26 protein-coding genes are annotated in these 26,788 nt (G+C 71.3%); 21 read left to right on the top strand and 5 right to left on the bottom strand.

The features are described 5' to 3' along the window. The first annotated feature begins 4 nt into the window (after nt 1-4). From ACZ43H_RS10065 to ACZ43H_RS10095, 7 genes are all read left to right on the top strand, one after another. Nucleotides 5-709: an LppX_LprAFG lipoprotein gene (locus ACZ43H_RS10065; protein ID WP_464589884.1), complete on the top strand. Its 705-nt coding sequence runs from the start codon at nt 5-7 to the stop codon at nt 707-709. Continuing rightward, the gene (locus ACZ43H_RS10070; RefSeq protein ID WP_464589886.1) at nt 706-2,478 is read left to right on the top strand and encodes an MFS transporter; all 1,773 of its coding nucleotides are present in this window, start codon (nt 706-708) and stop codon (nt 2,476-2,478) included. The genes ACZ43H_RS10065 and ACZ43H_RS10070 overlap by 4 nt, the downstream gene beginning before the upstream one ends. Nucleotides 2,479-2,498: 20 nt before the next feature. Beyond that, on the top strand, nt 2,499-2,993 hold the full coding sequence (locus tag ACZ43H_RS10075) for a beta-class carbonic anhydrase (RefSeq protein ID WP_464589888.1): 495 nt from the start codon (nt 2,499-2,501) through the stop codon (nt 2,991-2,993). Nucleotides 2,994-3,042: 49 nt separating this feature from the next. Then, a complete protein-coding gene (locus ACZ43H_RS10080) occupies nt 3,043-3,858 on the top strand; it encodes a COG4705 family protein (RefSeq protein WP_464589890.1) in 816 nt (271 codons plus the stop codon). A 45-nt stretch (nt 3,859-3,903) separates the two neighbouring features. Continuing rightward, nucleotides 3,904-6,537, top strand: a complete 2,634-nt coding sequence (locus ACZ43H_RS10085; protein WP_464589892.1) for an ATP-binding protein — start codon at nt 3,904-3,906, stop codon at nt 6,535-6,537. Nucleotides 6,538-6,616: 79 nt separating this feature from the next. Continuing rightward, nucleotides 6,617-6,868 carry a DUF4242 domain-containing protein gene (locus ACZ43H_RS10090; protein ID WP_464589893.1) on the top strand — a complete coding sequence of 84 codons (252 nt, stop codon included), beginning with the start codon at nt 6,617-6,619 and terminating at the stop codon, nt 6,866-6,868. After that, nucleotides 6,865-7,425, top strand: coding sequence for a hypothetical protein (locus ACZ43H_RS10095; protein ID WP_464589895.1), 561 nt, complete (start codon nt 6,865-6,867; stop codon nt 7,423-7,425). Before ACZ43H_RS10090 ends, ACZ43H_RS10095 begins: the two co-directional genes overlap by 4 nt. Nucleotides 7,426-7,488: 63 nt before the next feature. Here ACZ43H_RS10095 and ACZ43H_RS10100 read toward each other — a convergent pair whose 3' ends face one another. Beyond that, nucleotides 7,489-9,588 carry a DNA gyrase/topoisomerase IV subunit B gene (locus ACZ43H_RS10100; protein WP_464590790.1) on the bottom strand — a complete coding sequence of 700 codons (2,100 nt, stop codon included), beginning with the start codon at nt 9,586-9,588 and terminating at the stop codon, nt 7,489-7,491. 338 nt (nt 9,589-9,926) lie between these two features. On the opposite strand from ACZ43H_RS10100, the gene ACZ43H_RS10105 reads away from it, so the two are divergent. From ACZ43H_RS10105 to ACZ43H_RS10115, 3 genes are all read left to right on the top strand, one after another. Continuing rightward, nucleotides 9,927-10,181 carry a DUF7455 domain-containing protein gene (locus tag ACZ43H_RS10105; protein ID WP_464589897.1) on the top strand — a complete coding sequence of 85 codons (255 nt, stop codon included), beginning with the start codon at nt 9,927-9,929 and terminating at the stop codon, nt 10,179-10,181. Nucleotides 10,182-10,331: 150 nt separating this feature from the next. Continuing rightward, nucleotides 10,332-10,808, top strand: a complete 477-nt coding sequence (locus tag ACZ43H_RS10110; protein WP_464589899.1) for a DUF456 domain-containing protein — start codon at nt 10,332-10,334, stop codon at nt 10,806-10,808. Nucleotides 10,809-10,810: 2 nt separating this feature from the next. Then, on the top strand, nt 10,811-11,641 hold the full coding sequence (locus ACZ43H_RS10115) for an EamA family transporter (RefSeq protein ID WP_464589901.1): 831 nt from the start codon (nt 10,811-10,813) through the stop codon (nt 11,639-11,641). A gap of 8 nt (nt 11,642-11,649) precedes the next feature. Here ACZ43H_RS10115 and ACZ43H_RS10120 read toward each other — a convergent pair whose 3' ends face one another. Next, nucleotides 11,650-12,204 carry a hypothetical protein gene (locus ACZ43H_RS10120; protein ID WP_464589903.1) on the bottom strand — a complete coding sequence of 185 codons (555 nt, stop codon included), beginning with the start codon at nt 12,202-12,204 and terminating at the stop codon, nt 11,650-11,652. A 97-nt stretch (nt 12,205-12,301) separates the two neighbouring features. On the opposite strand from ACZ43H_RS10120, the gene ACZ43H_RS10125 reads away from it, so the two are divergent. Beyond that, a complete protein-coding gene (locus tag ACZ43H_RS10125; protein WP_464589905.1) occupies nt 12,302-12,712 on the top strand; it encodes a LapA family protein in 411 nt (136 codons plus the stop codon). 76 nt (nt 12,713-12,788) lie between these two features. On the opposite strand, the gene ACZ43H_RS10130 is transcribed toward ACZ43H_RS10125, so the two are convergent. Together ACZ43H_RS10130 and ACZ43H_RS10135 are read right to left on the bottom strand one after the other, a co-directional pair. Further along, complete coding sequence (locus tag ACZ43H_RS10130) at nt 12,789-14,258, bottom strand: RNA polymerase sigma factor (RefSeq protein ID WP_464589907.1); 1,470 nt, start codon at nt 14,256-14,258, stop codon at nt 12,789-12,791. A 143-nt stretch (nt 14,259-14,401) separates the two neighbouring features. Beyond that, nucleotides 14,402-14,965: an HhH-GPD-type base excision DNA repair protein gene (locus ACZ43H_RS10135; RefSeq protein ID WP_464589909.1), complete on the bottom strand. Its 564-nt coding sequence runs from the start codon at nt 14,963-14,965 to the stop codon at nt 14,402-14,404. A gap of 413 nt (nt 14,966-15,378) precedes the next feature. Here ACZ43H_RS10135 and ACZ43H_RS10140 point away from each other — a divergent pair, with 413 nt between their 5' ends. From ACZ43H_RS10140 to ACZ43H_RS10180, 9 genes are all read left to right on the top strand, one after another. Next, on the top strand, nt 15,379-16,587 hold the full coding sequence (locus ACZ43H_RS10140) for a hypothetical protein (RefSeq protein ID WP_464589911.1): 1,209 nt from the start codon (nt 15,379-15,381) through the stop codon (nt 16,585-16,587). Further along, nucleotides 16,580-17,386, top strand: a complete 807-nt coding sequence (locus tag ACZ43H_RS10145) for a WecB/TagA/CpsF family glycosyltransferase (protein ID WP_464589913.1) — start codon at nt 16,580-16,582, stop codon at nt 17,384-17,386. Before ACZ43H_RS10140 ends, ACZ43H_RS10145 begins: the two co-directional genes overlap by 8 nt. Further along, nucleotides 17,383-18,642, top strand: a complete 1,260-nt coding sequence (gene wecC / locus ACZ43H_RS10150) for a UDP-N-acetyl-D-mannosamine dehydrogenase (RefSeq protein WP_464589915.1) — start codon at nt 17,383-17,385, stop codon at nt 18,640-18,642. Before ACZ43H_RS10145 ends, wecC begins: the two co-directional genes overlap by 4 nt. 3 nt (nt 18,643-18,645) lie before the next feature. Further along, complete coding sequence (gene wecB / locus ACZ43H_RS10155; protein WP_464589917.1) at nt 18,646-19,788, top strand: non-hydrolyzing UDP-N-acetylglucosamine 2-epimerase; 1,143 nt, start codon at nt 18,646-18,648, stop codon at nt 19,786-19,788. Next, nucleotides 19,781-20,419: a class I SAM-dependent methyltransferase gene (locus tag ACZ43H_RS10160; protein ID WP_464589919.1), complete on the top strand. Its 639-nt coding sequence runs from the start codon at nt 19,781-19,783 to the stop codon at nt 20,417-20,419. The genes wecB and ACZ43H_RS10160 overlap by 8 nt, the downstream gene beginning before the upstream one ends. 171 nt (nt 20,420-20,590) lie before the next feature. Next, a complete protein-coding gene (locus ACZ43H_RS10165) occupies nt 20,591-21,814 on the top strand; it encodes a right-handed parallel beta-helix repeat-containing protein (protein ID WP_464589921.1) in 1,224 nt (407 codons plus the stop codon). A gap of 109 nt (nt 21,815-21,923) precedes the next feature. Next, the gene (locus tag ACZ43H_RS10170) at nt 21,924-23,246 is read left to right on the top strand and encodes an O-antigen ligase family protein (protein WP_464589923.1); all 1,323 of its coding nucleotides are present in this window, start codon (nt 21,924-21,926) and stop codon (nt 23,244-23,246) included. 197 nt (nt 23,247-23,443) lie between these two features. Then, nucleotides 23,444-24,214, top strand: a complete 771-nt coding sequence (locus tag ACZ43H_RS10175) for a hypothetical protein (protein ID WP_464589925.1) — start codon at nt 23,444-23,446, stop codon at nt 24,212-24,214. 88 nt (nt 24,215-24,302) lie between these two features. After that, nucleotides 24,303-25,070, top strand: a complete 768-nt coding sequence (locus tag ACZ43H_RS10180; RefSeq protein ID WP_464589927.1) for a hypothetical protein — start codon at nt 24,303-24,305, stop codon at nt 25,068-25,070. 27 nt (nt 25,071-25,097) lie between these two features. On the opposite strand, the gene ACZ43H_RS10185 is transcribed toward ACZ43H_RS10180, so the two are convergent. Then, entirely contained in the window at nt 25,098-25,784 is a 687-nt protein-coding gene (locus ACZ43H_RS10185) for a hypothetical protein (RefSeq protein WP_464589929.1), read from the bottom strand. Nucleotides 25,785-25,942: 158 nt separating this feature from the next. Between ACZ43H_RS10185 and ACZ43H_RS10190 the strand changes: the two genes are divergently transcribed. Beyond that, on the top strand, nt 25,943-26,620 hold the full coding sequence (locus tag ACZ43H_RS10190) for a polysaccharide deacetylase family protein (RefSeq protein ID WP_464589931.1): 678 nt from the start codon (nt 25,943-25,945) through the stop codon (nt 26,618-26,620). The last annotated feature ends 168 nt before the right edge of the window (nt 26,621-26,788 follow it).

The following is a 26,788-nucleotide window of genomic DNA, read 5'->3' on the forward strand; positions in this document are numbered from 1 at the left end:
CCCCATGCAGACCCGTGCCCGCCGGGCCATCGCCCTCGCGGCCGCCTCGGCCGCCGTGCTGGCGTTCGGCGCGTGCAGCGACGACAGCTCCACGGCTGCCGGCAAGACCCCCGAGGAGGTGCTCGCCGGCGCCAAGAAGACCCTCGACGACACCAGCGGGGTGACCATCGGCCTGACCACCGACGACCTGCCCGACGGGGTGACCGGCGTCGAGAAGGCCGAGGGCATCGGCACCCACGACCCGGCCTTCGACGGCTCGATCACGGTCGTGCTGTCCGGGCAGGCGTTCGAGGTGCCCGTGGTCTCGGTGGACGGCAAGGTCTACGTCCAGCTCCCGCTGACGCCGGGCTGGCAGGACATCGACCCGGGCGACTACGGCGCCCCGGACCCCGCGCAGCTGATGAGCCCCGACGACGGCTTCTCCTCGCTGCTGACCGCCACCGAGGACGTCAAGGAGGGCGACAGCGTCCGTGGCGGCCAGGGCAACGCCGAGGTCCTCACCGAGTACACCGGCACGGTCTCGGGCGACGTCGTGAAGAACGTCATCCCGACCGCCTCAGGCGAGTTCGACGCGACGTACACCATCACCGACCAGGGCGAGCTGCGCGAGGCGGACCTGACCGGCGAGTTCTACGCCGACTCCGAGCCGATGACCTACGCGATCACGTTCGACTCCTACGGCGTGCAGAAGCAGATCTCCGCGCCGTGACCGGTCAGCCGCGGGTGCTGCTCGCGCTCGCGGCGGTCGCCGTCGCGTTCGCCGCGGCCGACACCTACGTGGTGGTGCTCGCGCTGCCGGACATGATGAACAGCGTCGGCATCCCGATCGACCAGCTCCAGCGCGCCGCCCCCATCGTCTCCGGCTTCCTGCTGGGGTACGTCGCGATGCTGCCGCTCATCGGCCGGATCGCCGACCTGCGCGGGCGGGTGCCGGTGCTGGTCGCGGCGCTGGTGCTGTTCGCGCTGGGCTCGCTGGTCACCACCCTGGCCTACGACATGCCGACCCTGGTCGCCGGCCGCTTCCTGCAGGGCGTCGGCGGTGGCGGTCTGGTGCCCGCCACCCTGGCGCTGGTGGCCGACCTCTACCCGGCCGAGCGCCGCGGCGTGCCGCTCGGTGTCGTCTCGGCCGTCCAGGAGCTCGGCAGCGTCCTCGGGCCGCTGTTCGGCGCCCTGGTGCTCGCGGTGGCCGACTGGCGGGCGATCTTCCTGGTCAACCTCGCGGTCGGGCTCGTGCTCGCCGCCGCGATCCAAACCCTGCGGAATGGTCCCCAACCGCAACGGATCCGGCCGGACGGACGCAGTCTGCGCCCATCCGGCGGCCGCCCCGACGTCATCGGCGCACTGCTGCTGCTGCTCACCCTGGTCGCCGGCGGCCTGGTGTTCGTCCAGCCCACCCCGATCATGCGCGACCTGACGTGGGGCCAGATCTTCATCCCCTTCGCGGGCGACGGCCGCTGGCTGACCCCTGTCGGGGTGGTGGCGATGGCGGCCGCCGCCCTGCTCGTCCTGCGCTGCCTCACCGCGAGCCGGCCGCTGGTGGACCTGCCGGGCTGGGGGCGCAGCATGCGGGAGGCCGACCTGGTGGGGGCGCTCTTCCTGGCCGTCGCACTGGCCGGCGTGATCCTGGCGTTCGCGACCGCCGACCCCAAGGTGCAGGTCTTCTCCGACCAGGGCGGGTGGTACCTCCTCGGCGCTGCCGTCGCAGCGGTCGCGTTCGCGCTGCACCTGCGCCGCGCCGCGACCCCCCTGGTGCCGCCCGGCGCGCTGCGGCGTACCCCCGCCTGGGGCGCGATGGCCGTGAGCTTCTTCGTCGGCGCTGCCCTGATCGCCGCGCTCATCGACATCCCGATCTTCGCCCGCACCACCGTCTACCCCCACTCGCAGCTGATGGCGGCCCTGGTGCTGGTCCGGTTCCTCGTCGCGCTGCCGGTCGGGGCCGTGGTCGGCGGCTACCTCACCCGCACGACGAGCGCCGGCGTCGTGACCGCGGTCGGGATGCTGCTCGCGGCGACCGGCTTCTGGCTGATGAGCCGCTGGGGGCTGAGCAGCCTCGACGACCTGTCCTCCAACGTGGCGCTGGTCCTCGGCGGTCTCGGCTTCGGCCTCGCCCTGGCACCGGTCAACGCGGCCGTGCTGGCCAGCACCGACGACGACGTGCACGGCCTGGCCAGCGCCCTGGTCGTCGTGTCCCGGATGGTCGGGATGCTGGTCGGCATCTCCGCGCTGACCACGATCGGGCTGCGCCGCTACTACGCCGAGCAGGCCGACCTGCCGTCCGCCCGCGAGGTGTGCGGCAGCTCCACACGGTGCGACGAGTTCACGCACCTCCTGCGCGTCGCCGGCATCGCCCAGGAGCACACGGTCTTCACCGGGGCGGCGGTGTGCGCGGTCGCCGCGGCCGTGCTGGCCCTCGTCCTCTTCCGCGGTGCGACGACCCGCGCCGTCGAGACCGGTGAGATGCTGCGGGCCGCCGGGTGAGCGTCCGATACGGTCGTCCCGTGGCGAACTTCGACGACCTCCTGGCAGCGAACAAGGACTTCTCCGAGAACTTCGAGCTCGGTGGCTTCGACGGCGTGGCGCACGCCGGCGTGGCGATCGTGACCTGCATGGACTCGCGCATCGACCCGCTGCGCATGCTCGGCCTGAGCGCCGGCGACGCCAAGATCTTCCGCAACCCCGGCGGCCGGGTGACCGACGCCGCGCTCGAGGCCCTGGTGCTGGGCGTCCACCTGCTCAACGTGAACCGCATCCTGGTGGTCCCCCACACCCGGTGCGCGATGGCCTCCAACACCGAGCAGGAGCTGCACGACCGGGTCGGCCAGTCGGCCGGGCAGGACGTCTCCTGGCAGCGCTTCAACGTGGTCGAGGACCAGATCGCCGCCCTCGAGGAGGACGTCCAGCGGGTGCGTTCACACCCCCTGATCCCGGAGTCGGTCCTCGTCGGGGGCTTCGTCTACGACGTCGACAGCGGTCGCCTCGAGCAGAAGGTCTAGCCGCCCAGCGGTCAGGTCTCTGTCAGAAACCAGCCCCTAGCGTCCGGGGGTGACTTCCTCCCCCACGACCCACCGGTCCCTGCCCGCTCCCTCCGACTCCCGACCCCTGCGTGAGCCGCTCGCGGCGAAGGTCCCCGAGATCACCGCCCTGTTCTGGGTGATCAAGGTCCTCACGACCGGCATGGGAGAGGCGGCCTCCGACGGTCTGGGCGAGGCCAGCCTCGTGCTCGGCGGGGTGATCGGCGTCGGCGGCTTCTTCCTGGCCCTGTGGCTGCAGCTGCGCAGCGACCGGTACCACGCACCGACCTACTGGTTCTGCGTCTCGATGGTGGCCGTGTTCGGCACGATCATGGCCGACATCCTGCACGTCGCGACCGGGCTGTCCTACTACGTCACCTCGGGGATGTACGCCGTCGCCGTCGCCGTGCTGTTCACCTGGTGGCACCGCTCGGAGGGGACCCTGTCGATCCACCACATCGACACCCGCCGGCGTGAGCGCTTCTACTGGGCCACGGTGCTGGCGACGTTCGCGCTCGGCACCGCCGTGGGCGACCTGACCGGCCTGACGATGGACCTGGGCTTCCTGCCCTCCGGCTTCCTGTTCCTGGCGGCCATCCTGGTCCCGCTCGTGCTGTGGCGCCTGGGCGCCGGCGCCACGCTGTGCTTCTGGACCGCCTACGTCCTGACCCGACCGCTGGGTGCCTCCTTCGCCGACTGGATCGGCAAGGACCACGAGATCGGCGGCGGCCTCGGCTTCGGCGACCTGCGGCTCACCGGCATCCTGGTGGTGGTGATCGCCGCCCTGGTGACCTGGGCGCACCGCTCCGGGCACGACATCCAGCAGCCGATCCCCGTCGACGCCTGAACCGGCCCCTTCCGCTCTCGCGTGTCGAGGCGGAGAATCCGCTGCATGGGTCTGCTCGAGCGGGGTCCGCAGCTCGCGGCGCTCGCGGAGTACGCGGCCGACGCCCGGCAGGGTGACGGCCGGCTGGTGCTCGTCTCCGGCGAGTCCGGCGTCGGCAAGTCCGCGCTGGTCGAGGAGCTCGAGAGGCGCGCGGGCGACGCGGTGTGGGCGTGGGGTGCGTGCGACGGCCTCTACACGCCGCGGCCGCTGGGGCCCCTCCTGGACATCTCGGCCACGCTGGGCGGCGACCTGCGCACCGCGATCACCGACCAGCGGCCCCGGGAGGAGATCTTCCAGGCACTGCTGTCCGACCTCGGCGGGTGCACGCCGTACGCCGTGCTGGTCGTCGAGGACGCGCACTGGGCCGACGAGGCGACCCTCGACCTGCTCCGGTTCGTCGCCCGCCGGATCCGCCGGACACCAGTGCTGCTGCTGGTGACCTATCGCGACGACGAGGTGCCGCCCGGCCACCCGCTGCGCCGCTGCCTGGCGCAGCTGGCCACCGAGCGCAGCACCCGTCGCCTCGACGTGCCCCGCCTGTCCGCCGGCGCCGTCGCGGAGCTGGCGCGCGGCTCCGGCCTCGAGCCCGACGTCGTGCACGAGCTGACCGGCGGGAACCCCTACTTCGTCACCGAGCTGGTGCGCAGCGGCGCCGTGGAGCACCTGCCGACGTCGGCCCGTGACGCCGTGCTCGGCCGGGTCGACGGGCTCGACCGTGGCCCCCGCCGGCTGCTCGAGACCGCGTCGCTGCTCGGTGCCCGCGCCGACCTCGACCTGCTCGACGAGCTGGTCGCGCCCGAGCCCGACGCCTGGGACGCGCTGCTGGACTCCGGCCTGCTGGTGGCGGACGGCAGCGACCTCCGCTTCCGGCACGAGATCACCCGCCTCGCCGTCCAGGAGACCGTCCCACCGCACCGCGCCGCACCCGTGCACGCCCGGGTCCTCGCGCTCCTCACGGCGCAGGAGGGCGTGGACGAGGCGCGGCTCGCCCACCACGCCGAGGGCGCGGCCGACGCCACCGCGGTGCTCCGGCACGCCACCGCGGCCGGCGAGCGGGCCTCGGCGCTGGCCTCGCACCGCGAGGCGGCCCAGCAGTACGAGCGCGCCCTGAGGTGGGCCGACGGGACCGACACGCGGACCCGCGCACTGCTCCACGACCACCTGGCGGCGGAGTGGGGCGTGCTCGACCGGTGGGAGGAGGCGCTCGAGGCGCGCCGGACCGCACTGGCCCTCTGGCGCGACGTCGGAGACCGGGTCCGCGAGGCCGACACCCTGCGGCACCTGTCCTCCTGCCACTACCGGTTGTGCCAGGGACGAGAAGCCCAGCAGGCCGCGCTCGAGGGCCTCGAGCTCCTGCGCCCGCTCGGACCGTCCGACGAGCTCGCGGAGGCCCTGGAGTCACTGGCGGCCCAGTACATGCTCAACGGACGGGACGACGCCGCCATCGAGCTGGCCGACGAGGCGATCGCCCTCGCCGAGAGCCGAGGTCGACCCGCCGTCGTCAGCCAGGCCCTGATCACCCGCGCGAGCGCCCTGGTGAACTCGGGACGGCCGTGGCTCGCCGACATGGAACGAGGGCTCGCCGTCGCCCTCCCCGCCGGCGCGCACCAGGCCGCCGCGCGGGCGTACGCGAACCTCCAGTCGTGCCTGCTGGCCGAGTACGACCTGGTGCGCTCCGAGCGCTGGTACCGCGACGGGTTGCAGTACTGCGAGGGGCACGACCTCGGCACCCACGCCAACTGCCTGGCGGCGTCGCAGACCACCCTCCTCGAGGTCGCCGGGCGTTGGGACGAGTGCGTCGAGCTCGCCGAGGCCCGCCTCGCGCGGACGGACCTGTCGCCCATCAACAAGCTCTCCACCTTCCTCGCCCTGGGACAGGTCCGGGCCAGGCGCGGCCACCCGGATGCCGCGTGGCCACTTCTCGACCAGGCCCTCGCCGGCGGCACGACCCTGGGGGAACCCCAGTACCTCGTGCCGATCCGCCTCGCCCGGGCCGAGGTGCGCTGGCTCGAGGGCGACCTGGCGGCCGCGCGCGCCGAGGCCGAGGCGGCCACGGCGCACGCAGGGGAGGTCGACCCCTGGATGCGGGGGCTGGCAGCGGTGTGGTCCGCACGGCTGGGTGTGCCGCGCGGACCGGGCACGGTCGGGCAACCCTTCCCGGCCCAGCTCGCGGGGGACGTCGACGCAGCGGTCGACGCGTGGGACCAGCGCGGCTGCCCGTACGAAGCGGCGCTCGCGCTCCTCGACGCCCCCGAGGAGAAGCACTGGCGGCAGGCCCTGGACCGGCTGGACGCGCTCGGGGCCACCGCGACCGCCGACGTGGCGCGACGCAAGCTGCGCGAGGCGGGCGTGCGGTCGGTCCCGAACGGCGTGCGCGCCACCACCCGTGCCCACCCGTGCGGGCTCACGCGGCGCGAGCAGGAGGTGCTCGAGCAGCTCGCCGGGGGCCTGACCAACGACGAGATCGCGGCGCGGCTGTTCATCTCGGCGAAGACCGTCGACCACCACGTGTCGTCGGTGCTCGGCAAGCTCGGGGTCGCGAACCGACGCGAGGCGGTCGACGAGGCCAGGCGGCTCGACCTGGTCGCTGCCGACATCTCCGGACCGACCCAATCTGGGGAGCCGCTCGCGACAACCTAGGGAGACGCTCCCGATCCGCTCCCCCGCTCCGGCTCCTAGCGTCGTGGCTGTCCGGCACCCACACACCAAGGAGCACCTCATGCCGCTCTACATGGACGTCCACCATCTCGATCCCGGCGTCACCATGGACGACGTCGCCAAGGCGCACGCCGCCGACCTGCAGGTCCAGGACAAGTACGAGGTCAACTACCTCCGTTACTGGGTCGACGAGGTGGGGGCCAAGGTCTTCTGCCTCGTCGAGGCACCGTCCCCCGACGCCGCCAGCACCGTGCACCGCCAGGCGCACGGCCTGGTGGCCGACGAGGTCCACCTCGTGAAGGAGGGGTCGTGAGCACCGGGCTCCGGCGGCTGCTGGTCGGCCTGGCCGCCGGCACGCTGCTGATGTCCGGCACCGCCTCGGCCGCGGACGCCCACCACCCCTCGCAGCTCGACCGCCTGCGGTTCGCGACCGCGCCGTACTTCGACATCGACGAGGCCGTCGAGGACGGGTACGGCGAGCTCAAGGACGCCCAGGGCATCGCCTGCATCGACAGCGGTGACCCCCACGCCGGCGCCATGGGCATCCACTACGTCAACGGCACCCTGGTCGGCGACTCCGAGGTCAGGCTGCTCAAGCCCGAGCTCCTCATCTACGAGCCCCAGGAGGACGGGGACATGGAGCTGGTCGCCGTGGAGTACGTCGTGTTCCGCGACGCCTGGCGCCAGGCGCACCCCACCGGCCGGCCGCACCTGATGGGGCAGCGGTTCTCGCTGGTCAAGGCGGGCAACCGCTACGGCCTCCCGGCCTTCTTCGAGCTCCACGTGTGGGCCTGGCGGCACAACCCGCACGGGATGTTCGAAGACTACAACCCGCGGGTGAGCTGCGAGTTCGCCCCGGCCGCGAACTGACGGCTCGGTCCGGCCGCTGCCGGCTCGCCCACCCGGGCGAGCTCGCAGCGGCCGGTCCCGCGCTCAGGCGTCGAGGGCCTCGACGTCGACCTCGTAGGCACCCTGCACGATGAACTCCTTGCGCGGCGCCACGTCGGAGCCCATCAGCAGCTCGAACACCGTGGCCGCCTCGTCGGCGTCGTCCACGGTGATCCGGCGCAGCGTACGACGCCGCGGATCCATCGTCGTCTCGGCCAGCTGGTCGGCGTCCATCTCACCGAGGCCCTTGTAGCGCTGGACCGGGTCCTTCCAGCGGATGTTCTTCTTCTTCAGCTCCGCGAGCTTCCGCTGCAGCTCGTCGTCGGAGTAGGTGTAGACGTACTTGTCCATCCCCTTCTTGGGGTTGGACAGCTCGATGCGGTGCAGCGGCGGCACCGCGGAGTAGACCCGGCCCTCGCGGATGAGGTCGGGCATGTACTTGAAGAACAGCGTCGCCAGCAGGCAGCGGATGTGGGCACCGTCGGAGTCCGCGTCGGCCATGAAGATGATCCGGCCGTAGCGGGCGGCCTCGAGGTCGAAGGTGCGCCCGGAGCCCGCCCCGACGACCTGGATGATCGAGGCGCACTCGGCGTTCTTCAGCATGTCGCCGACGGAGGCCTTCTGGACGTTGAGGATCTTGCCGCGGATCGGCAGCAGCGCCTGGAACTCGGAGTTGCGCGCCAGCTTGGCCGTGCCGAGCGCCGAGTCCCCCTCGACGATGAAGAGCTCGGTGCGCTCGTTGTCGGTGGCGCGGCAGTCGGCGAGCTTCGAGGGCAGCGACGAGGACTCCAGGGCGTTCTTCCGACGCTGGGTCTCCTTGTGCTGGCGGGCCGCGATCCGGGTCTTGGCCGCGCCCGCGACCTTCTCCATCACGAGCTTGGCCTGGGCCTTCTCGCCGCGCTTGGTGGAGGTGAGGAACTTCTTCAGCTCCGCCGAGGCCACCTTGCGCACGACGGTGCGCGCGGCGGGGGTGCCGAGGATCTCCTTGGTCTGGCCCTCGAACTGCGGCTCGGCCAGCCGCACGGTCACGACCGCGGTCATGCCCTCGAGCACGTCGTCCTTGATCACGTCGGCGTCGTTGACCTTCAGCGCCTTGGTCGAGCGCATCACGTCGTTGAAGGTCTTGGTGACCGCCTGCTCGAACCCGCTCACGTGGGTGCCGCCCTTGGGCGTGGCGATCACGTTGACGAACGAGCGCAGCTCGGTGTCGTAGCCGGTGCCCCACCGCGCGGCGATGTCGACCACCAGCTCGCGCTCGACCTCCTGCGGGGTCATGTGGCCCTTGTCGTCGAGCAGCGGCACGGTCTCGGTGAAGGTGTCCATGCCCTGCAGCCGGATGATCTCGGTGACCGGCTCGTCGTGGGCCAGGTACTCGGCGAACTCGGCGATGCCGCCGTCGTGGCGGAACTTCTCCTCCACCGGTGTCTCCCCGCGCAGGTCACGGATGACCAGCTCGAGGCCGGGGACGATGAAGGAGGTCTGCCGGGCCCGCCCGAGCAGGCCCTCGAACTCGAAGGTCGCGTCCTTGGTGAAGATCTGCCGGTCCGGCCAGAACCGGATCCGGGTGCCGGAGCGGCCCTTGGCGACCCGGCCGCCCTTGCGGGTCAGGCCGGACTGGGCGGTGAAGCCGGCCGTCGGCCCCTCCCCGTCGAAGACACCCGGGAGTCCCCGGTGGAAGCTCAGGCCCTGCTGGCTCGGCGACCGGTCGACGTCGATGTCCATCCGGGTGGAGAGGGCGTTGACCACCGAGAGGCCCACGCCGTGCAGGCCGCCGGTGGCGTTGTAGGACCCGCCGCCGAACTTGCCGCCGGCGTGCAGCTTGGTGGCCACGACCTCCACACCGGGCAGCCCGGTCTTGGGCTCCTTGTCGGTGGGGATGCCGCGACCGTCGTCGTACACCTCGACGGAGTCGTCGCGGTGGAGGGTCACCTCGACCCGGTGCGCGTGCCCGGCGAGCGCCTCGTCGACGCCGTTGTCGATGATCTCCCACAGGCAGTGCATCAGGCCGCGGGTGTCGGTCGAACCGATGTACATCCCGGGACGCTTCCGGACCGCCTCGAGTCCCTCGAGGACGAGGAGGTGTGCGGCGTTGTACGTGTTGTCGATCGTCGGCTCCCAGCGTGCGCAAATCCGGTCGTGGTGCAGCCCCGAATCTACCTGCGACACGCCGCGCGACGCAGAAGGCTCGCCTGCCGGTCGGCTGACCAGGGCGGGACTACCGTGGGTGGTGAGTCAACAGCACGGCACCACCGTGGGGGACGTCACGATGTGGCCACAATCGGGTATGCCGATCCGGTTTTCGCATCCGTTCCTCCCCCTCGGGCGTCACACTCGAAAGGGCTAGACAGCTTCCTCCCCAATATTGGGTTCCCGAGGTGTGGGAACCCGGACGGAGGGGAAGACACTCCGTGATTGGATGACGTGTCCGGCAACACGTCGTCGGGGGAATCTTTCACACCGCCGACTACGTTGAGCAAGACACGATGATCAGAAATGAGGCCGATGTGACCACTGCAGTTGCCCCCAGCTCCGCCGCGCTGACCGCCGCGGACCGCTGCGACCGTTGCGGCGCCCAGGCCTACCTTCGTGTGGAGCTCCAGACCGGCGGCGAACTCCTCTTCTGCGCCCACCACGCGCGGGAGCACGGCGACAAGCTGCGCGAGATCGCGGCCAACGTCCAGGACGAGACGCACAAGCTCCAGAACACGCCGGCCGCTGCGCCGGGCACGGAGGCCTGAGCGACACCCGCCCACCCTCGACCGAACGACGGCCCCGGACACGATGTCCGGGGCCGTCGGCATTCTTCCGATGACCCTGCCGATCACCCTGCCGATGACGCTGCCGATGACGCTGCGGGGGTGTGCGAGGCTGTGCCGCGTGAGTGCCCCGTGACTGGCCTGGAGGTCTGCGTCGCCCTGGTGATCGTGGTGGGCCTGGCCGGCGTCCTCGTGCCGGTGCTGCCCGGCTCCGTGCTGGTCCTGGGGGCCGTCCTCGTCTGGACCCTCGCCGAGGGCGGAGTGGTCGCCTGGCTGGTCCTGCTGGCGGCTGCCGCTCTGATCGGCACCGCGGCCGTGGTGAAGTACGTCGTGCCGCGGCGCCGGCTCCAGCGTGACGGCATCCCCACCACGACCCAGTGGAGCGGCGCCCTCGGCGCCGTGGTCGGGTTCTTCGTGGTGCCGGTCGTGGGCCTGCTCCTCGGCTTCGTGGTGGGCGTCTACCTCGCCGAGCTCGGCCGGGTGGGGTCGGCGGCGGCGTGGCCGTCCACCAAGGCCTCGCTGCGAGCGGTGGGTCTCAGCGTGCTGATCGAGCTGTGCGCGGCCCTGCTCGCCACGGGCGCCTGGGTCGTGGGCGTGGCGGTGACCTGACCGTGCCGATCCTGCTCTCCCTGCTCGCAGCCGTGGCCTACGGCCTCTCCGACTTCGTGGGCGGCGTGACGTCCAAACGGGTCAGCCCCTGGTCGGTGGCGCTGGTCGCCCAGCTCGGCGGCGCCGCCCTCGTCCTCCTGCTGACCCTGGTGACCCCGGGCTCACCGACCGGGGCGGACCTCGGGTGGAGCCTGGTCGCCGGCCTCGGCAACGGCTTCGGTACGGCGTTCCTCTACCGGGGCCTGTCCTCGGGCCGGATGGGCGTGGTCGCCCCGGTGTCCGGGGTCGGCGCCGCCGTGGTGCCGGTCGTGGTCGGCGTCCTGGCCGGTGAGCGTCCCAGCTCGCTGGGGTGGCTCGGGATCGTCGTCGCGCTGCCCGGCATCTGGCTGGTCGCACGGGAGCCGGCCACCGGGCCGGGGCCCCTGGGCGCCGGGCTGACCGACGGCATCCTCGCCGGGCTCGGTTTCGGCTCGCTGTTCGCCGCGCTCGCCCAGATCCCCGAGGAGGCCGGCTTCCTGCCGCTGGCCCTCAACCAGCTCGTCGCCGGCGCGACCATCGTCACGGTGGCCCTCGTGCTGCGAGCGTCGTGGCTGCCCCGGGACAGGCGGGCACTGGGTGGCCTGGTCAGCGGCGCGCTGGGCGCGCTGGCCACCGGCTCGTTCCTCGTCGCCACGCACGGGGGCTACCTCACGGTCACCGCGGTCATCACGTCCTTGTACCCGGCCTTCACCGTGATGCTGGCTGCCTCCCTGCTGCGCGAGCACGTGCACCGCGCACAGGCCCTCGGGCTGGGCGTGTGCGCGGTTGCGGTGTCGCTGGTCGCTGCCGGCTGAGCCGGCGGTCAGCTGCTGCGCACCCAGGACGTGAACTCGCGCCGACCGCCGAGCCAGTCGACGACCGGGTGCGAGGCGTCGTACGCGTCGTACATCTTGACCGCGACGCGCACCTTGTCCGGGGTGCCCAGGCACGTGCGCTTGACGCGGTACCTCACCACATCCTCGGCGTTGTCCAGGCTGAGGTGGTGGGCGCAGCTCAACGGCCCACCCACGGCCTTCCAGCCCCGGATCCGGGACAGCTGGTAGTCGGTGCCCTCCTGGAGGCCGCTGGCGATCCGGAACTCCGGCCCCTTGCGCGACCGGTCGGTGTCGAGGAAGACCTGGATGCTCGCCGGACCGCCGTCGGAGCTCGCTCGCAGGTCGGTCACCGAGACCGTGCCCCGCACCCGCACCTCGCGGTGGTCGAGCGTGGCACCGCGTACGTCGTTGAGCGACGCGGTGGCGTCGGCCGGGTCCTCGACGCTCACCTTCTCCGCCATCGCGGGGGCGGCGACGCCGAGGACGGTGGCGCTGAGGAGGACGGTGGCGACGGCGCGGGCGGCACGGGTGGTGCGGTTCATGGCGAGCTGCTCCTGTGGGTTCGGTGTGTGTCTCACTGCTCAGATGCACAGAAGCCGTGCGGGGTTGCAGTCTGGGCCCACCGGGTAGGAATGAGGCATGAGCGACGACTCCCCCACGTCTCCCGCAACGACTCCGGACTCCGGCCACACCGCCGGGACCGCCGGGCCGGATGCCCCGACCACCTCACCGGACGCCCCGACCACCCGCCCGGAGGCCGGTCGCACCTCCACGAAGGACCCGCTGCGTGGTTCCCGGACCAGCGGCATCTGGGTCGCCGTCGTCGGCCTGGGTCTCGTGCTCGTGCTGCTCGTCATCTTCATCGCCCAGAACACCCAGACCGTCGAGGTCGCCTTCCTCGGCTGGAACGGCACCGCCCCGCTCTCGGTGACCCTGCTGATCGCCACCACCGCGGGGCTGTTCCTGGCCGCCATCGCCGGCACCCTGCGGATCCTCCAGCTGCGCCGGCGGGTGCGCCGCGACGCCAAGGGCGCCAAGGCGCGCGGCTGACCTCTCGGTCTCCAGACGCAGTCCGGCCCGCACCCCGAGGGGTGCGGGCCGGATTCGTGTGCGTCGGGCTGGAGGGTCAGTCCAGGTAGTCGCGCAGGACCTGCGAGCGCGACGGGTGCCGCAGCTTCGACATGGTCTTGGACTCGATCTGGCGGATCCGCTCGCGGGTCACGCCGTAGACCTTGCCGATCTCGTCGAGGGTCTTGGGCTGGCCGTCGGTGAGGCCGAAGCGCATGCTCACGACACCCGCCTCGCGCTCCGAGAGCGTGTCGAGCACGGCGTGCAGCTGCTCCTGCAGGAGCGTGAAGGACACGGCGTCGGCCGGGACGATCGCCTCGGAGTCCTCGATGAGGTCACCGAACTCGGAGTCGCCGTCCTCGCCGAGCGGGGTGTGCAGCGAGATCGGCTCGCGGCCGTACTTCTGGACCTCGATGACCTTCTCGGGGGTCATGTCGAGCTCCTTGGCGAGCTCCTCCGGGGTGGGCTCGCGGCCCAGGTCCTGGAGCATCTGCCGCTGCACGCGCGCCAGCTTGTTGATGACCTCGACCATGTGCACCGGGATGCGGATGGTGCGGGCCTGGTCGGCCATCGCGCGGGTGATCGCCTGGCGGATCCACCAGGTCGCGTAGGTCGAGAACTTGTAGCCCTTGGTGTAGTCGAACTTCTCGACCGCGCGGATCAGACCGAGGTTGCCCTCCTGGATCAGGTCGAGGAAGAGCATGCCGCGGCCGGTGTAGCGCTTGGCCAGCGAGACGACGAGGCGGAGGTTCGCCTCGAGGAGGTGGTTCTTGGCGCGTCGGCCGTCCTCGGCGATCCACTCGAGCTCCTCGAGGAGCTTCGGGGAGATCTTGCCGCCCTTGGCGAGCTTCTCCTCCGAGAACAGGCCGGCCTCGATCCGCTTGGCGAGCTCGACCTCCATCTCGGCGTTCAGCAGCGGCACCTTGCCGATCTGCTTGAGGTAGTCCTTGACCGGGTCGGCGGTCGCGCCGGCGACCATGACCTGCTGCTCGGGCTCACCGGTGTCGTCGGCGTCGGAGACGACGAAGGTGGCGGACTTCTCGTCCTCCTCGATCGTCGGGTCGGCCTTCACGTCCTTCTCGAACTGCTCGTCGGGCAGGTCCGGGAGGATCTTCTTGCCGTCCGGTCCGATCACCGGGGCCGCCTCGACCGCGACCTCGACCTCGGCCGAGTCCGCGGACGCGCCGGCGGCCTTCTTGGCCGCGACCTTCTTCGCAGGGGTCGCGGCGGCCGCCTTCTTGGCCGGCGCCTTCTTGGCCGTCTTGGCCGTGGTGGTCTTGCGCGTCGAGGTCGCGGCGACCGCACGCGTGCTCGAGGCGGTCACGTGCACCGAGATCCCCAGCGAGCTCAGGTGCATCAGCAGCGCCTTGAGGTGCTTGGGCTCGACCCGGGCGTCCTCACTGGCCTGGCGCACCTCCTCCGGCGTCAGGCTGCCGGTAGGGGTGCCCCGTTCGACCAGGGCCACGACGGCAGGGTGCGACAGCACCTCGGCAGGAAGCATCTTGCGTGCGTTCGAGGACACGAACACCTCTCGTAAGCTGGCGGTTCAGACCACGTGGGCGCGGCGAGGCCCGGATACGTCAAGGCCGCGTCGTCATTCTGCCACGGGGCCGGTGATCACCGGGCATTCACCCCGGGGCCACCCGCGTGACATGAGACGAACGCCGCGTCTCATCCCGCCTTCGCGGCGGCCTTCTTCTGCTTCTTGTAGTCGCGGACCTTCTGCAGCGAGGACTCGTCCACGACGTCGGCGACCGAGCGGTAGCCGTCCTCGGCGTAGTCGCCCACGGCCTGCTCCCACCCTTCCGGGCGGACGTCGAGCTGCTTGGCGAGCAGGGCCACGAAGATCTGCGCCTTCTGCTTGCCGAAGCCCGGCAGCGCCATCACCCGCTTGAGCAGCTCCTTGCCGGTCGCGGCGTCGGTCCACAGCCGCTCGGTGCGGCCGTCGTACTGCTCCTCGACCAGGGCCGCCAGCGCCTGCAAGCGGGCGGCCATCGAACCCGGGAAGCGGTGGATCGCCGGCGGCGTCGCGCACAGCGCCGCGAACTCCTCGGGGTCGGCGGCGGCGATCGCCGCGGGCTCGAGGGTGCCGAACCGGTCCAGCACCTTGGCCGGGCCGCGGAAGGCGTGCTCCATCGGGTACTGCTGGTCGAGCATCATCCCGACGAGGAGCGCGAACGGGCTGTCGGTCAGGACCTGGTCGGCGGCGGGGTCGCCGGTGATCTGGATGGCCATGGGCCCATCCTGCCGCAGTCCGAGGGCCGGCAGAGCGGTCGCACCCCGGCGGTGAGGGTCCGTGATGACGTCTCCCCTCTCGTGGGGACGCCCCTCGCGGAGCGCCGCAGCGGCCCGTCCCCTCATGTGGGTAGCCGTCCGGTCACCTCTAGTGGGTAATCGCGATTTCGAGGTTGCCAGCCCGGTCCAGACCGTCTCTGATGAGAGCAGGTGCCGGTTCTCACGCCGGGCACCGTCCCCCCGTTTCTCCGAAGGACACCGATGTCTCGCCTGTGCCACCTCCTCGCCACGGCAGCCGCTCACGCGGCCGCCGGCGAGTCGACGGTCGCCGCGAAGTCCATCGGCCCCGGACCCATCAAGCAGCACCTGGTCGCCCTCGGGACCGCGACCGAGATTGCGACGGAGGAAAAGCGATGGACCAGCAGCTTCTGCGGGAGCCGACCAGGATAGGGCCGGACACAGGACGGGTGCCGGCCCTCAGTGAGCTCGACCCAGCAGCCGGGAAGCGCGTCGACCGCCTCGTGGAGCTGTCGACGCGTGGTCTGGCTGCGGCGTACCTGCCCGGCACGGGCGAGTTCGCCCGGACCGTGCGGGGGCTGCCCGGTGGTGCCGGCGTGCGTGTCGTCAGCGAAGGAACCGACCTGCGGTACGCCGCGATCGCGGCGCTCGGCCTGGGCCGCCTGCCCGCGCCCGCGCAGCGCGAGGTGGTCGACGGGCGCACCGCCCGTGACGTGGCCGCGCTCGTCGTCGAGCGCGCCGAGACGAGCGCCGACCTCGGCGCCGTCGCGCTCGCGGTGTGGTCGGCCGCCGAGGTGTACGACGAGCTGCCGCACCACCTGCTCGCGCGGCTGGCCGCCGCCGTCGCCTCCCCCGCACCGATCCCGGCCCTGGACCTGGCCTGGTCGCTGACCGCCGGGGTGGCGGGGGCACGGCTCGGGGACACCGACGAGCTCGTCGCGACCGCGTCGGCACGGCTGCTGCGGGAGCAGGGCAGCTCCGGGTTGTGGGCGCACGTCCTGCCTGCCCGGACGCAACCCCGGTGGCGGGCCCACGTGGGCAGCTTCGCCGACCAGGTCTACCCCCTCCAGGCGCTGGCCCGGACGGCGCGACTCACCGGCTGCACCGACCTGCTGTCCGCGGCCGATCGGGCGGCGGCGCGGATCTGCCGGCTGCAGGGCCCGGCCGGCCAGTGGTGGTGGCACTACGACGCGCGCGACGGCCGGATCGTGGAGCGCTACCCGGTCTACAGCGTCCACCAGCACGCGATGGCCCCGATGGCCCTGCTCGACCTGTGGGAGGCCGGTGGCGCCGACCGCCGGACCGAGGTCGCGGCGGGGCTGGCCTGGCTGGACCAGCACCCCGAGGTCGTGGAGGAGCTCGTCAGCGACCGCTTCGGGCTGGTCTGGCGCAAGGTCGGCCGACGGGAGCCTCCCAAGGCGGCCCGGGGCATCGGCGCGCTCACCACCGCGCTGCGCCCGGGGCTGCACGCGCCCGGGATCGACACCCTGCTCCCTCCGTCGGTCGTCGACCACGAGTGCCGGCCCTACGAGCTGGGCTGGCTGCTCTACGCCTGGCTCCCACCGGTGCCGGGCACCCGGGCAGGGGGTGCGCCCGATGAGTGACCTCCGGACCGACCCCCGCGTGCTCTTCGGCCTCGAGGTGGATCCGCTCACCCTCGAGGAGACGGTCGCCCTGGCCGGCGAGGCGATCCGCCGCCAGGAACGCTGCCTCGTGGGTGTCGTCAACGCGGCCAAGATCGCCAAGCTCACCGCCGACCCGGTCCTGCGCGACTCGTTGCTCGAGTGCGACGTGCTCGTCGCCGACGGCCAGTCGGTGGTCTGGGCGAGCCACGTGCTCCGGCGACCGCTCCCGGAGCGGGTCACCGGCATCGACCTCTTCGAGGAGCTGCTCGCGCTCGCCGACCGGGACCGGCTCGGGGTCTACCTGCTGGGCGCCCGGCCGGACGTGCTGGAGCGGGTCCGCCGGGAGATCGCCCGACGCTGGCCCGGGGTCACGGTCGTCGGCAGCCGCGACGGCTACTTCACCGATGCCGAGTCGGCGTGGGTCGCCGAGGACATCGCGTCCAGCGGCGCGGACATGCTCTTCCTGGGCATGACCACGCCGAAGAAAGAGATCTTCCTCGGCGAGCACGGCGACCGGCTCGGCGTGCCCGTGATGCACGGCGTGGGCGGCTCCTTCGACGTGCTCGCGGGGGTCACCCGCCGCGCCCCACGCGCGTGGCAGCGCGTCGGCATGGAGTGGGCCTACCGGGTGGCCCAGGAGCCTCGTCGGCTCTGGCGCCGCTACCTCGTCACCAACTGCGCGTTCATCGGGCTCGTCGTGCTCGAGCTGGTCCACCGGCGCCCGGCGTACCCGCACGCGCCGAAGCGCATCCACCATCTCAAGGGGGCAACACCATGACCGACTCCGTCTTCGAGGGCCGCGTCGCAATCCTCGGTCTCGGCTACATCGGGCTGCCGACAGCCGCCGTGCTCGCCACGAGGGGCATCGAGGTGGTGGGGGTCGAGATCAACGAGGCCACCGTCAAGGCCGTCGCGAACGGAGAGGTGCCGTTCGTCGAGCCGGACCTCTCCGCCGCCGTGAGCGGGGCCGTCGCGCAGGGGCGGCTGACCGCGACGACCGAGACCCCCGAGGCGGACGCCTTCATCATCGCCGTGCCGACGCCGTTCGAGGGCGACCACCAGGCCGACCTCCAGTACGTCCGCGCAGCGGTCGGCCAGATCGCGCCCCGGCTGCGCGGCGGCGAGGTCGTCGTCCTCGAGTCCACCTCTCCCCCGGGCACCACCGACAAGGTGAGCCGGTGGCTGGCCGACCTGCGACCCGACCTGGTCTTCCCGCACAGCTCGGAGGGCGTGCCGGACGTGTACGTCGCGCACTGCCCCGAGCGCGTGCTGCCCGGCCGGATCATGATCGAGATGGTCACCAACGACCGGGTCGTGGGCGGTGTCACTCCGCGATGCGCGGCGAAGGCCGCTTCCCTCTACCGGGTCTTCACCCAGGGCGAGATCATCCTGACCGATGCCGCGAGCGCCGAGATGGCCAAGCTGGTGGAGAACGCCTATCGCGACGTCAACATCGCCTTCGCCAACGAGCTGTCCCTCATCAGCGAGGACCTCCAGCTCGACGTGTGGGAGGTCATCCGCCTCGCCAACCACCACCCCCGCGTCAACGTGCTGACCCCGGGCCCGGGGGTCGGCGGGCACTGCATCGCCGTGGACCCGTGGTTCATCGTGGGTGCGGCGCCGGAGCGCTCGCGGCTGATCCGCACCGCGCGCGAGGTGAACATCGTCAAGCCCCAGCACGTGGCCGAGCAGGTCGTGCGCAAGACCGAGCGTTTCCGCAACCCCACCGTGGCCTGTCTCGGGCTCTCCTACAAGGCGAACATCGACGACCTGCGCGAGAGCCCGGCCGTCGACGTGGTCGTGGCCATCGCACGCGCGCTCCCGGAGGTCGACATCCGGATCGCGGAGCCACTGTCGCACGTGCTGCCGGCGGAGCTGGCCGAGTTCCCCAACATCCGGCTGGAGCCCGCCTCGACCGCCATCGACGAGGCCGACATCGTGGTCCTCCTGACCGACCACGACCACTTCCGCTCGCTGAGCCGGTCGCGGCTGGCGGGCAAGGTCGTCTACGACACCCGCGGCCTGTGGAGGTGACGAGTGCCGACGGTGATGGTGGTCTACGGGACCAGGCCCGAGGCCATCAAGCTGGCGCCGGTGGTCATCGCGCTGCGCGAGGTGTCGGGGCTGCGCGTGGTGGTCGCGGTGACCGGCCAGCACCGGGCGATGCTGGACCAGGTCAACGAGCTCTTCGGGATCGTGCCGGAGCTCGACCTCGACGTGATCCAGCCCCGCCAGCAGCTGCACACCATGAGCCAGCGCATCCTCGACGGGCTCACCGAGTCCGTCCGCGCGGTCCGGCCCGACGCCGTACTCGTGCAGGGTGACACGACGACGGCCTTCATCGCCTCGCTGGCCGCGTTCTACGAGCAGGTCGCCGTCTTCCACGTCGAGGCCGGCCTGCGGACCACGGACCGCTACAACCCGTTCCCCGAGGAGATGAACCGCCGGCTCACCTCGCAGCTCACCTCCCTGCACCTCGCTCCCACCCCGTTGTCACGCGACAACCTGCTGCGCGACGGGATCGACCCCGCCGACGTCGTCGTCACCGGGAACACCGTGATCGACGCGCTCCTCGCGGTGCTCTCGCTCGATCTCCCGGCCGAGGACCCGGCCGTCGATGTCCTCGACGGCGGTCCGGCGGTGCTGGTCACGAGTCACCGTCGCGAGTCGTGGGGGGACCCGATGGGTCGGACCGCGACCGCGGTGGCCAGGCTGGCCAAGGAGTTCCCCGACGTCCGCTTCCTGCTCCCCGCCCACCTGAACCCGGTCGTGCGCGAGGTGCTCCTGCCGCCGCTGCAGGGCATGGACAACGTCACGATCACCGAACCGCTCGGCTACGCCGACTTCGCGCGGGCGATGGCCTCGAGCACGATCATGCTCACCGACAGCGGCGGGGTGCAGGAGGAGGCACCCAGCCTCGGCAAGCCCGTGCTGGTGCTGCGGGACAACACCGAGAGGCCGGAGGCGGTCGACGCCGGCACGGTCCGCCTCGTCGGCACCGACGAGCAGCGCATCGTCGACGAGGTGACCACGCTGCTGACCGACCCGGCGGCGTACGACGCCATGGCGCGGGCGGTGAACCCGTACGGCGACGGGCACGCCGCCTCGCGGATCGCGGCTGCCGTGCAGAGCTTCTTCGGACTGGGCCACCGACTCCCTGACTGGAGCACTCATGACTGACTCGTCGCTCGACCGGTACGAGGCAGAGAACCTCACGCAGCCCGAGGGCGAGCACGACGTCTTCACGGTCGAGCGCTACCAGCAGTTCCTGCGACACCTGCCTACGTCGGCTAGGACCGTGCTGGACGTCGGGTGCAGCACGGGGCGCGGTGGCGCGGCGATGGCGGCGCTCAGGCCCGGCCTCGAGCTGTGGGGCGTCGACGTGGTGCAGAGCCGCCTGGACGCACTCCCCCCTGTCTACGCGCACACGCTCCGAGGCACGACCACGGACCTGCCCATGGACGACGGGTCGGTCGACGCGATCGTCGCGGGCGAGTTCCTCGAGCACCTCTATCCACGCGACGTGGACCCCACCCTCTGCGAGTTCCAGCGCGTCCTCGCCGTCGGCGGTCGCCTCCTCCTGACCACGCCGAACCCCGCCTACCTCAGGCTGAGGCTGTCGGGGATGAGCGTGTACGGACCTGGGCACCTGACGCAGCACCACATCCCGGTGCTGCGTCATCGGTTGAAGATGCACGGCTTCCGGTCGGTCCGGGTGCGAGGCTCAGGGCGGATCTCCCGCGTCCTGGGCGAGCTCGTCCCGGCTCACTCCCTGTACGGCAGCTATCTGATCTGGGCCGACAAGGTCTGACGGCTACGGTCAGCCCATCCCCCATCTGGGGGACGTCGCCACCGGCACGGGTCCGCATCGGGCTAGTTTCTTGGCCGCGATCGCCCAGCAGGGTCGAGCACTCCTGAGACCGGGCTCGGCGGTCATCCGGCGTACTCCCCGGCGCCGGACGGTCCAGCCCGGGAGTTCCGCATGCCCCTGTTCCGCCCACACCGCCTGTTGATGCTCTGCACGGCACTGGCCACGGCTCTGTGCTCTCCGACGCTCTTGCTCTCCGACGCCACGGCGGCCGACACCCACGGCACGGCCGCGGCCTCCCCCGACGCACGGGCACGGTCCGTCACGACCTCGCTGAGGATCCGCGCCAAGGTCTCCTCCTCGGTGCGTCCTCGGGCCCGTGCGGCCGTCGAGGCCTCGCCGGATCATCCCGCGGGCACGATGCTGGTGAAGACCAGCAGCGGGCGAGTGCTCGCGAAGACGAAGGTGGACCGGGATGCACGCACCTCGGTCGCGCTTCGACTGGACCGTTTGCGGCCCGGGCAGCACCGCCTGCGGGCCGTGTTCCGGGCGGCAGACGGCACGGGCAGGTGGCGCAGCCAAGCAAGCCGGGTCCAGTCGGTGCCCGGCTGCGCCTGGCGTCCGCACGTGTGTGGCTACCCCGACGCGACCAACACCGGTGTCACCGTGGGCGAGTCGAAGCTGCGCACCATCAACGACAACGTCGATCTGCGCACCGACGGCGAGGTCTTCAAGAACGCCATCGTCCACGGGCACCTCAACATCTGGGCCGACGATGTCACCGTCCGCAACGTCCGCATCATCAACACCGGCGAGGACTGGGGCCTCGGCCTCATCCACAGCACCAACGCCACCATCACCGACACCGAGATCCTCCCCGACGGACCCCGGCTGCTCGTCGGCATCAAGGACGTCTACGGCGACGCCCGCGGCACCCGCATCCGACGCACCGAGATCGCCCGCACCACCACCGGCATCCAGACCCACGAAGGCCTCATCGCCGACAGCTACATCCACGCCCTGGCCGAACAGCCCGGCGACCACGTCAACGGCACCACCTCCAACGGCTCCACCGTGCCCATGACCATCCGACACAACACGATCTTCAACCCCCACGGACAGACCGACGCCATCAGCCTCTTCCAGGACTTCGGACTCGAGGCCAACCGCACCATCACCGACAACCTCCTCGCCGGCGGCGGCTACACCATCTACGCCGGCGGCCAGGGCACCCACGGCACCACCCACCACATCGTCATCACCGACAACCGCATCTCCCGCAAGTACTTCCCCCACGGCGGCTCCTACGGACCCGTCGCCAAGTGGGAGGACGGCACCGGCAACCAATGGTCCGGGAACGTCTGGGACGACAGCGGGGAGCGCATCGCCGAGCGGTGACGAACGGGTACCGCATGTTGGGGTAATCACCGCGTCCCGGAGCCCGAGCCCGGAGGTCGGACTAGCGTCGGAGACTGGACGGCTGCAGGCATCTGTAGGGGGCTCCGAGATGGACTCGTCGAGCAACACCGGTCCCTCGCGGGCGCCCATCGGTGTCGACGCGGTGTCAGTGCTCACCCTCTACCTCGTGCTGCTGGTCGCACTGCCCTCCCGCCTCGTCATCGCGCCGGTGGGCGGGGCGGGCGCTCCAGCCGTTCTGGTGGGGCTCGGATGCCTCGGATGGTGGGGGTACTCGCAGGTCCGCCGTCCGCTGCCCTCGGGGCAGGGACGTCAACCGGTCCGGACGGCCGCCTTCCTGCTGCTCGCTTCCTTCACGATCAGCTACGTGGTGGCGATGACGCGCGCCATAGACCCGGAGGAGTCGAGCACGGCGCAGCTGGGGGTCGTCGTACTGCTGTCCTGGCTGGGTGTGCTGCTCCTCGCCAACGACGGCATAGCCTCCCCGGGAAGGCTGGACACCTTCTTGCGTCGGGTGGCGTTCGCCGGAGGTGTCGAGGCAACCGTCGGCATCATCCAGTTCTTCACGGGCGAGACCCTGGTGGACAGGATCCACATCCCCGGCCTGAGCGCCACGCAAGCCCTGGGCGCCGTCACCATGAGGGGTGGGTTCGACCGCCCGCCGGGCACTGCTCTGCACGCGATCGAGTTCGGCGCCGTCCTGGCCATGGCGTTGCCGGTCGCGGTCAACCTCGCGCTGACCGACGCGTCGCGCGGGGCGCTGCGTCGCTGGTACCCCGTGGCAGCCATCTACTTCGCCGCGGTGCTGGCGATCTCCCGCTCGACGCTGCTGTGCGTGGCCCTCGGCACCATCCTGGTCGCAGTCGCGTGGCCTTCCCAGGTGCGCAAGTTGGCCGCGGGTGCGTTCCTCGTCTTCGGCACCTTCATCTTCGTCACCATCCCCGGCATGCTCGGCACCCTGACGGGCCTGTTCACCAGCATCAGCTCGGACTCGAGCGCGATCTCACGAGTCGACTCGTACGCCATCGCCGGCGAGTTCATCGACCGCTCCCCGTTCTTCGGGCGGGGCTACTCGACGTTCCTGCCGAAGTACCGGATCCTGGACAACCAGTACCTCGGGCTGATGATCGAGGTCGGCTTCGTCGGGCTCGCCGCGTTCCTCGGACTTCTCGTCACGGGCATGGTCTGCTCTCGCCTGGTGCGCACGACCTCGACCGGAGCGGGCCGTCAGCAGCTGGGCCAGGCCCTGATGGCGTCGGTCGCTGCGGGAGCACTCGGCCTCGCCTTCTACGACGGACTCGGCTTCCCGATGGCCGGTGGCTTCCTGTTCCTGGTGTTGGGTGTCTCGGGGGCGCAGTGGCGTCTCGTCCGCGTCGAAGAACGCGCGTCACGACAGGTGGTGGTGGTGCCGTGAGTCGCTTGACAGCCGCGGCACTCGGGCTGGTCGCGGTGCAGTCGATGGTGGCCTGCTGCAGCGGATCCGACGAGCCGACGGCGACGCGCCAGTCCGCCCAGGCATCACCATCGGCGACCGCCGGCCCCTCCGCCGGCTCGCCCTCAGCGGCGCCCGGGAAACCCCGACCCGAGCGGAACTGTGCGTGGCGTCCGCACGTGTGTGGCTACCCCGACGCGACCAACACCGGTGTCACCGTGGGCGAGTCGAAGCTGCGCACCATCAACGACAACGTCGATCTGCGCACCGACGGCGAGGTCTTCAAGAACGCCATCATCCACGGGCACCTCAACATCTGGGCCGACGATGTCACCGTCCGCAACGTCCGCATCATCAACACCGGCGAGGACTGGGGCCTCGGCCTCATCCACAGCACCAACGCCACCATCACCGACACCGAGATCCTCCCCGACGGACCCCGGCTCCTCGTCGGCATCAAGGACGTCTACGGCGACGCCCGCGGCACCCGCATCCGACGCACCGAGATCGCCCGCACCACCACCGGCATCCAGACCCACGAAGGCCTCATCGCCGACAGCTACATCCACGCCCTGGCCGAACAGCCCGGCGACCACGTCAACGGCACCACCTCCAACGGCTCCACCGTGCCCATGACCATCCGACACAACACGATCTTCAACCCCCACGGACAGACCGACGCCATCAGCCTCTTCCAGGACTTCGGACTCGAGGCCAACCGCACCATCACCGACAACCTCCTCGCCGGCGGCGGCTACACCATCTACGCCGGCGGCCAGGGCACCCACGGCACCACCCACCACATCGTCATCACCGACAACCGCATCTCCCGCAAGTACTTCCCCCACGGCGGCTCCTACGGACCCGTCGCCAAGTGGGAGGACGGCACCGGCAACCAATGGTCCGGGAACATGTGGGACGAGACGCTCGAGGAGATCGCCAGCTCGTGACTCAGCACTGCAAGACACATCAGTCCTCGGCAGGCTCCGGATGAACTCCCGAGAGCTCCTTGCCAGCCTCCGACGGCGCTGGCACCTCGTGCTGGTCGCGGTGCTCCTGGCCGCCGCCGCGACAGCACTGACCGTGCACAGCGTCGCGCCGACGTACCAGACCGAGGCGAGCGTCGTGCTCGTGCCTCCGAAGAGCACGGAGGACCCGACGGCAAACCGCTACCTCTCACTGAGTGGCTTGACCCAGGTCACCAGTGTCATGATCCGCGCACTCAACAGCGACGCGACGCACGCTGCGATCGACAGCGGCCAGGCGGACTACGTCGTGGCCCCTGACTACACCACCAGTGCGCCGATCCTGCTGATCACCACCACCGGTCATCATTCGACTGCGACGTCCCGGCTCGCGCGCGACGTGGTCAACCAGGTTCCGAAGGTGCTCGCCGACCTGCAGGAGCGGCTCGGCATCGCACCGGACGCACGGATCGTCGCCATCGAGATCACTCGCGACAGTGAGCCCACTGTCCTGCAGAAGGCACGCATCCGCGCCGGCATCGCCGTCGGTGGCGGCACACTGGCCCTGCTGGTGTTCCTGATCGGTGCCGTGGACGGCCTGCTCGTGCGACGAGCGGGGCGGACGGGAAAAGACGAGGGGCGACCGGACCGGGGGGGTGACGGCCCCGCTCGACGCGGCCGCACCGCACCGAGGACGGCCGCCGCGGTGAAGCGGCCCACCTCCGCGGGCCCCGGGTCCGGTGCACCGGAACGACGGCGACCGCCCGCGAACACTCCGGGACCGACACCGGCAAGGAATGGGGAGGACGCGACAGCTCCCATGCGGGCCCGGCGCCGCTGAGCCCTGCGCCGGATGCCGGCGGCCCGGTCACCGGGTGAGCAACGACTCCCGCAGCCGCTCACCTCGGCGGCCCGGTGCCAGGGCTCGTCGGCGGAGCAGTCCGTCGACGATGACGCAGGCCAGCGCGGTGGCGGCCGTCCCGAGCAGCAGCGTCGCCACGGCCGCACGACCAGGGCGACCGTTGAGGTAGAAGATCTGCGCACTGTCAGGTGCCGAGGTCGTGGTGATGAAGCTGCCCGGAGCGACGCCGTCTCGAGCCTGGATCCGGTAGAGCTGGGTGTCGATGCGCCGGGTGATCTCGCGCAAGCGCGTCCGCACCTCGTCCCGGTTCGGACCGATGACCTGCACGTCGAGCACCGGGCGGTCGAAGTTGAGCGCCCACTGCCCGCCGGAGTTGGGCACCCGGATGAGGTGTCCGTCGCGCACGCCCTGGCCGGCCAGCGTGGCCCCCGCCGAGGAGGTCGCCGCCATGCGGTGACCGTTGTTCAGCTGTGCCTCGACCATGCCTGCGGTGACGATGAGGCTCGAGAAGGTCTGCTCGATCTTGTTGGGGTAGCGCGCGCTCGCGGGAGCGAGGAAGACGACGTCGACCTGGGTCCAGTACAGGCCGGCACCCTGATGCACGGCGAGCGCGGTGGCGAACGTGACGCACATGCCGAGGACTGCGACATACCAACGTCGCACCACCACGGCGAACAGCAAGCCGACCGTCATCACACCTCCCCCGATGTGTCCATCGAACTCGACGGGCGACGATGACGAATCGCCAACGTGGGCGAAGTCGCCGCTGCCGGCGCTTCATAGACTCGCGACAACGGCGCCGGGTCAACGGGGGCGCGGTCCTTTCCGACAACGGACACCTGCGAGGCACCATGGCTGCCCGGAAGACCTCACAGGTCGTGAACCTGTGCTTCCACGGCATCGGCGCGCCCGGTCGCACCCTGGAACCGGGCGAGGCCGGCTACTGGGTCGACGAGCGCAGCTTCCTGGACGTGCTCGACCTCGTTGCCGGCCGCAGCGACGTCCGGCTGAGCTTCGATGACGGCAACTCGTCCGACCTGACGGCCGCGTTGCCCGGGCTCCTCGAGCGCGGGCTGACCGCGGAATTCTTCGTCCTGGCCGCCCGTCTCGGAAAGCCCGGAAGCCTGGCGGTCGAGGACGTGCGCGCCCTGCGGGACGCCGGGATGTCGATCGGTTCGCACGGCATGCACCACCGCTCGTGGCGAGGGATCTCCGATGCAGATCTGGACGAAGAGCTCGGGCGCGCTCGAGACGTGATCTCAGCCGCCCTCGAGGCCGAGGTCGACACGGCGGCCTGCCCCCTGGGCGGCTACGACCGCAGGGTCCTCGGTGAGCTGCGCAGGCGCGAATACCGCCGTGTGATGACCAGCGACCGGGCGACTGCCGACCCGGGGACGTGGCTGCAGCCCCGCTTCAGCATCCGAGCAGACGACGACGTGGCCTCGGTCGAGCGGCAGCTGATCGGCGCTCGAGCCGCCTGGCGCAGGGCCAGGAACGACGTCCGCATCCTCGCCAAGAGCCTCAGGTGACCGCTCAGCCCGGGGCGCGCGTACTTGTCGGTTTCGCGGAGTCGCTCGCTGCGATCGAGTCCGCCTGGAACCTGCTGGACCACGGCTACGACGTCCACGCATTCACCCGGGAGGGAGCTTCCCCGGCCCTCGCGCGGGACCCACGAGTCGTCCTGCACCGTGTCACTC

The organism is Nocardioides sp. DN36 (assembly GCF_055380375.1).